At 72.9% G+C, this 5,728-nt stretch carries 7 protein-coding genes; 1 reads left to right on the top strand and 6 read right to left on the bottom strand.

Annotated elements, in window-relative coordinates:
• Positions 1–163 precede the first annotated feature (163 nt).
• Together macS and AC1DP0_RS16945 are read right to left on the bottom strand one after the other, a co-directional pair.
• The gene (gene macS, locus AC1DP0_RS16950; protein WP_478086509.1) at positions 164–1,408 is read right to left on the bottom strand and encodes a MacS family sensor histidine kinase; all 1,245 of its coding nucleotides are present in this window, start codon (positions 1,406–1,408) and stop codon (positions 164–166) included.
• Between the two features lie 4 nt (positions 1,409–1,412).
• Entirely contained in the window at positions 1,413–2,288 is an 876-nt protein-coding gene (locus AC1DP0_RS16945; protein WP_478086506.1) for a lysophospholipid acyltransferase family protein, read from the bottom strand.
• 176 nt (positions 2,289–2,464) lie between these two features.
• Between AC1DP0_RS16945 and AC1DP0_RS16940 the strand changes: the two genes are divergently transcribed.
• A complete protein-coding gene (locus tag AC1DP0_RS16940) occupies positions 2,465–3,181 on the top strand; it encodes a hypothetical protein (protein WP_478086502.1) in 717 nt (238 codons plus the stop codon).
• Between the two features lie 24 nt (positions 3,182–3,205).
• Here the strand turns inward: AC1DP0_RS16940 and AC1DP0_RS16935 are convergent, their stop codons facing one another.
• The 4 genes from AC1DP0_RS16935 to AC1DP0_RS16920 form a co-directional block, all read right to left on the bottom strand.
• Positions 3,206–3,877 carry an endonuclease/exonuclease/phosphatase family protein gene (locus AC1DP0_RS16935; protein WP_478086499.1) on the bottom strand — a complete coding sequence of 224 codons (672 nt, stop codon included), beginning with the start codon at positions 3,875–3,877 and terminating at the stop codon, positions 3,206–3,208.
• A 39-nt stretch (positions 3,878–3,916) separates the two neighbouring features.
• Positions 3,917–4,885, bottom strand: coding sequence for an ROK family glucokinase (locus AC1DP0_RS16930; protein WP_478086495.1), 969 nt, complete (start codon positions 4,883–4,885; stop codon positions 3,917–3,919).
• Positions 4,882–5,466, bottom strand: coding sequence for a hypothetical protein (locus tag AC1DP0_RS16925; protein ID WP_478086490.1), 585 nt, complete (start codon positions 5,464–5,466; stop codon positions 4,882–4,884). Before AC1DP0_RS16925 ends, AC1DP0_RS16930 begins: the two co-directional genes overlap by 4 nt.
• A 6-nt stretch (positions 5,467–5,472) precedes the next feature.
• Positions 5,473–5,728 (bottom strand): DUF2505 family protein (locus AC1DP0_RS16920; protein WP_478086486.1); only part of this gene is annotated, 256 nt, incomplete at its 5' end.

Raw genomic sequence — 5,728 nt, 5'->3', positions numbered from 1 at the left:
GCCGAGCGCCCGTCGTCCGCCGTCGCCAGGACCTCGAACCCGGCATCGGCGAGGTCGCGGGCCACGGCATCGCGCCACATCGGGTGGTCGTCCGCGACCACGACGCGGATGTGCTCGGGCGGCGTGCCGCTCCCCCGCTGCGGCATGGCGTCCTGCTGCTCCGTCACGATGCTCCTCGTCCCTGGGTCCGGGCCCCCGCGCCGCTGTCGACGCGAACGTCCAATTGGCGACCACGGTGTCGGCCGGGGAGGCGCGCCGCCCGCCGATGCGGGATCCGCAGCTCCACGGTCGTACCTCCGCCCGGGCCGGAAGCAACCGTCGCCGTTCCTCCGAGATCCGCGAGCCGCCCTAGGATGCTCGACGAGACCCCGAGACGTCCCTGGGTGACCGCCTCGTCGAGGCGACCGGCCGGCACCCCGCGCCCGGAGTCGCGGATCGTCACCGCCACCTCGTCGCCGGCGTCGTCGAGCAGGACCCAGGCGCGGGCGTCGTCACCGGCGTGCCGACGCACGTTGTCGAGGGCCGCCTCCACCGCGGCGACGACCTCGTCGGCCACCCGGCGCGGCAGCAGAACCGGGTCGGCCGGCGAGACGAGCTGCACCCCCTCACCCTCGATGTGGCGCAGCAGAGCCCGCAGGTCCGCGTCACCACTGACGGCGCGACCGACTGCCTCGAGGTCGGCCTGGCTGACGAGCGTGCGCAGGATCCGCTCCTGCTCGCCGGCCATGGCTCCGAGCCGGGCCGTCTCACCCCCGAGGTCGCTGGCCCGACGGTGGATGAACGCGAGCGTCTGCAGGACGCCGTCGTGGACGGTCCGGGCCAGACGGTCGCGCTCGGCGCGAGCCGCGTCGAGCCGCATCGCCTCGGCGAGCGCCGCGTGGCTGGAGCGGGCCAGGTCGACGCAGTGCCCGATGCACCCGCCGAGCAGGAGACCGAAGATCGAGTTCGTGACCGTGTTGGGGGTCGGCTCGACCACCTCGACGAAGGAGCACGCCGCGACCAGCGACGCAGCAGCGACTCCACCGCGCCAGCCGCGGAGCACCGCGAACCCGACGACGGCGGCCGTCGGCCAGATCGACGGAATGGTCTTGGCGCCCGCCGTGATGACCGCGGGGTCGTCGACGAGCCGGGTGGCGAGAATCGCGGAGCACCCGATGACGAGCTCGACCGCGTAGGCCCGCACCGTGCGCATCGGCCGCAGGGTCACCGTCAGGGTCCAGGCGGCGAGCACACCGAGGACCATGACGCCCAGGGCGAGGTGTGCGATCTGCCCGTGGCGCTCCCACACCGACCATGCGGCATACGCGAGGGCGAGCAAGCGGAAGACGTCGAGGCCACGCCACAGTCCTCGGACGATGGCGTGCTCGTCGTCCACGACCGCGCGCGTCGACGCGGGGACGGCGGCCATGACGTCAGGACGCCGCCACGACAGGCGCGTCGCCGTCGTCGTCCTGGTCCTCCGGTCCCGTACCGACGGCCCCGTCACCCTCTGCCGCGGCCGTCGACGAGCGTGCCCGGCCCTCGGCGGCATCGAGCGCCGCCTCGAGCTCGGGGGCAGCGCTCCCGGGCTTGGCCGCCTCCTGCAGCTCGCGGGCCTTGGCCCGCGCCGCCGAGACCAGTCGGTCCTTCATCGAGGTGGCGTACATGTCGACGTACTCCTGGCCCGACAGGAGCATCAGCTCGTACATGATCTCGTCGGTGATCGACCGCAGGACGAACCGGTCGTCCTCCATCCCCTCGTAGCGGGAGAAGTCGAGCGGCTTGCCCATCCGGACACCGACCCGCATGATCCGCGGGATGACCTTGCCGGTCGGCTGGGCCTTGTCGGTGCCGATCATGGCGACCGGGATGACCTTCACCTTGCCCTCGAGGGCCATCCGGGCGACGCCGGTGCGGCCGCGGTAGAGGCGGCCGTCGGGCGAGCGTGTGCCCTCAGGGTAGATGCCGAGCAGCTCGCCGCGCCGGAGGACCTTGAGCCCGGAGCTCAGCGCGGCATTGCTCGCCTTGCCGCCCGACCGGTCGACGGGCAGCTGCCCGACCCCGCGGAAGAAGGCAGCCGTCAGCCTGCCCTTGATGCCACGTCCGGTGAAGTAGTCGCTCTTGGCGAGGAACGTGACGCGTCGGGAGACCACGAGCGGCAGGAAGATCGAGTCGGAGAAGGACAGGTGGTTGCTCGCGAAGATCGCGGCCCCCTCCTCGGGGATGTGCTCCTCGCCCTCCACCCAGGGGCGGAAGACGAGCTTGACGATCGGCCCGATGACGATCGTCTTGAGGAACCAGTAGAACAACCCTGTCCGCCTTCCGCTCGTGACGGCTCGAACTCTACGACACTCGCGCCCGCACAGCGGGGCATGCGAGGATCAGGGGATTCAGTCGCCTCCCCTGAGGAGCCCATCGTGACGGTCCTTCCCGGCGCCGCAGCCGGCTTCGGTCTGCCCGCGCGACGGAGCCGGGCGGCCCGGCCGTGAGCGATCGCGAGCTCGACGCGGAGTTCGCGCGCATCATCGCCGGCTGGGACGCGGAGGCCCCCGACCCGCAGCCCCACGGCGTCGGCGGCGCGCTTCGGACCGACGGCCGGGAGCAGCCGGACGAGGCGGCCGTGCTGCACGAGCCGGACGCCGCGTCGACCGGCGCCGAACGAGCGGGCGCCCAGCCGGAGCGACCTGAGCGCGAGCCTGAGCTCGAGGACGCCGAGCAGCCTGAGCCCAAGCACGCCGAGTCGGACCAGCCGGAGCATCCGGAGCAGCCGGAGCAGCCGGAGCGCCCGCAAGGCGTGACCGGCAACGACCCGGCGGCGCCGCCCCAGCAGCCCAGTCCCGGCGCAGCGGCGCCGTCCAGCTCGTCCGGCCTGCTGGAGCTGCCGATCGCGCCGACGACGTCACATGCCTGGCGTGCCAACACTCCCCCTCGTGACGAGGTCGGCGACGTGGCGGACGACGACCACTTCGTCCCGCCGTCGGAGATCGACCTACCCTCGGCCGAGACCGACCCGATGTTCTGGGCCATCGTCGGCGGCCTCGCCGGCGGCCCGCTGCTGCTGCTCTACGTCCTCTTCTTCGACCGCGACGGCAGCGGCTGGTGGGTCGTGACCGCCGTGACGATGCTCGTCGTCGGTTTCGTGCTGCTGGTCCTGCGCGGCGGCAACGAGCGCGACCCCTTCGACGACGGCACCCGCGTCTAGGCGCAGCCCCCTCCGGGGTCGGCGTCAGGCGACGCGCGGTGTCAGGTCGAGGTCGACCCAGACCGGCCGGTGGTCCGATCCCGCACTGAGGTCGGCCTCGGTGACACGGACCTCGGGCCCGCTGACGAGAGCGAGACCCCGCCCCGCGAAGACCGCGTCCAGGGCGACGGTCGGCAGCCGAGCGGGGAACGTCGGCACGCCGTCCCAGGCCACTGGGAGGCGGCCCGCGATGAGGTCGTATGCCGCTGCCCCGGCTTCCTCGTTGAGGTCCCCTGCCACGACGGCCCGGTCACCCAGCCCGTCGAGCACCACCGATGCGTGGCGCAGCCGTTCAGGCGCCCGCAGGCCGAGGTGCACGCTGACCACCGTGACGGGAGGCAGGTCTGGGCCGTCGCCCGCGAGCGAGACGGTCGCGGCGGCATACCCCCGCGTCCGGTCGGGGAAGCGGACCGGGAGGCGACCCCGGCGCACGTGGTGGACGACGACCCTCGGCGCGGTCAGGACCGCCGTCCCGCCGGTGCCGAGACGGCCACCGTTCCAGAGCAGACGACAGGCGCGGGCGAACGGCGGGAGCCGGAGCTCGGTCGTGAGGCGGCGCGGCACCTCCTGCAGGCACAGCACGTCGGGCCCCACGGCGCGCACCACCCGGGCTGCGGCCACGCGGTCGTCCCGGAGGTCGTGCACGTTGTACGTCATGACCCGCAGCACGTGCTGCGGTCGCGCCGCGCACACGGCTCAGCGGCCCGCGCGCGCCAGCTCAGCGGCCCCGATGAGGCCTGCGTCACTGCCGAGCACGGCACGCACGATGCGCGCCTCGGGGCGGTAGCCGCGTCCGGGCAGCTGGCGTCGGAAGGCCTCGCGGGCCGGGCCGATGAGCATCTCGTCGGCCGCGCTGACACCACCGCCGATGACGAAGAGGCCGGGGTCGAAGGCCGCGGCGAGGTTCGCCAGACCGATGCCCAGCCACTCCCCGATGTCGGCGAGCAGCTCACGCGCCGTGGGATCACCCTCGCGTGCGGCCTCCGTTATGAACGGGCCCGTCAGGGCGTTGGCGTCGCCCCCGAGACGGACCAGCAGGTCGGCCACGACGGGCGACCCGGCCTCGATCATCGCTCGGGCCTCGCGCACGAGGGCGTTGCCGCTGGCGTACTGCTCCCAGCAACCGCGGTTGCCGCACTCGCAGCGGATGCCCCCCGGCATGATCTGCATGTGGCCGAACTCGCCGGCGATGCCGTGCCGCCCGCGCTGGACGTCGCCATCGATGATGAGCGCGCCGCCGATGCCTGTGCCGAGGGTGATGACGACGACGTGCGACTCGCCGCGAGCGGCGCCGAAGCAGGCCTCGGCCCAGGCCGCCGCGTTGGCGTCGTTGTCGACGGTGATCGGCAGCTCGATGCGCTGGGACAGGGCATCGCGCAGCGGCTCGTTGCGCCAGGACAGGTGCGGCGCGAAGACGACGGTGGCGCGGTCCTCGGCGACGAAGCCCGCGGCGCCGATCCCCACGGCGACGACGTCGTCGGCGTCGACCTGGCGCAGCAGCTCCTCCACCGACTCGACGATGGTGTTCTCGACGACGCTGGGCGACGTCGAGCGGTGCGGGGTGTCACGACGGGTGCGGTGGGTGATGGTGCCCGCCTCGTCGACGACGCCGCCGGCGACCTTCGTGCCCCCGATGTCGATGCCGATGGCGAGTCGCCTGGTCATGCGGGGTCTCCGGGTCGAGGCCTGTCGGTGTCGTCGGTGCCGTTGGTGTCGTCGGTGTCGTCGGTGTCGTCGGTGTCGTTGGTGTCGTTGGTGTCAGTCTCGGTGGTGTCGCTGCTGGTTTCCGCGTCGGTGCCAGGCTCGGCCCGTCGCTCGCGCTGGGCCGTGGCCAGGTCGCGGAGCGCGGTGGCCGCGAAGCCGACGAAGTCGGCGACCTTGTCGATGGTGTCCGGGTTGACCTGCTGCACAAACGCGATGAGCTGGCAGACCGGGCACACACGGCACGCAGCAGGCGTGGTGCCTCCGCACGTGCACACCCCCGGTCGCGCATTCGACCTGCCGTCCGACCTGCCGTCCGACTTGCGGTCCGACCCGGCGTCCGCGGACCCGGGCGACGGCATACCCGAAGCGTCCGACCGCGTGCGTTGCGAGAGCAGGTCGATGAGGAGCGCAGCCTCTTCGGCGACGCTTCCGAGGCTCGAGGCGCCCTCGGCGCGCGAGGCGCCCTCGGGGCGGGCGGATCCGGTCCCGGCCGTCGGCTCGGGCTGATCAGGTGCCGTGGCAGGACCGTCGCTCAGGGTCACGGTCGGTCAGGCCTCGACGCGCTTCTTCAGCTCCTTGAGCGCGGTGTCGACGATGACCTTCTCCGCCTTGCGCTTGAGGAGCCCGATCATGGGGATCTTGACGTCGACGGCGAGCCGGTAGGTCACCTTCGTGCCCGCGCCGTCGGACGCCAGGGTGTACGAGCCGTTCATCGCCTTGAGCACCTGGGCCGAGACGAGCGACCACGAGACGACGCCCGTGCCGTCCTCGACGACGTCCCACTCGTAGTCGAGGACGTAGGTG

It is taken from the genome of Terrabacter sp. P5_B1 (assembly GCF_056400505.1).
Note: the sequence above shows the minus strand (reverse complement) of the source record. Positions and strands in the feature narration are given on the sequence as shown.

Bases quoted from the DNA above. Each gene is read 5' to 3' on its own strand.
- macS (WP_478086509.1), bottom strand. From the start codon at position 1,408: ATGGCCGCCGTCCCCGCGTCGACGCGCGCGGTCGTGGACGACGAGCAC.
- AC1DP0_RS16930 (WP_478086495.1), bottom strand. From the start codon at position 4,885: ATGACCAGGCGACTCGCCATCGGCATCGACATCGGGGGCACGAAGGTC.
- AC1DP0_RS16935 (WP_478086499.1), bottom strand. From the start codon at position 3,877: ATGACGTACAACGTGCACGACCTCCGGGACGACCGCGTGGCCGCAGCC.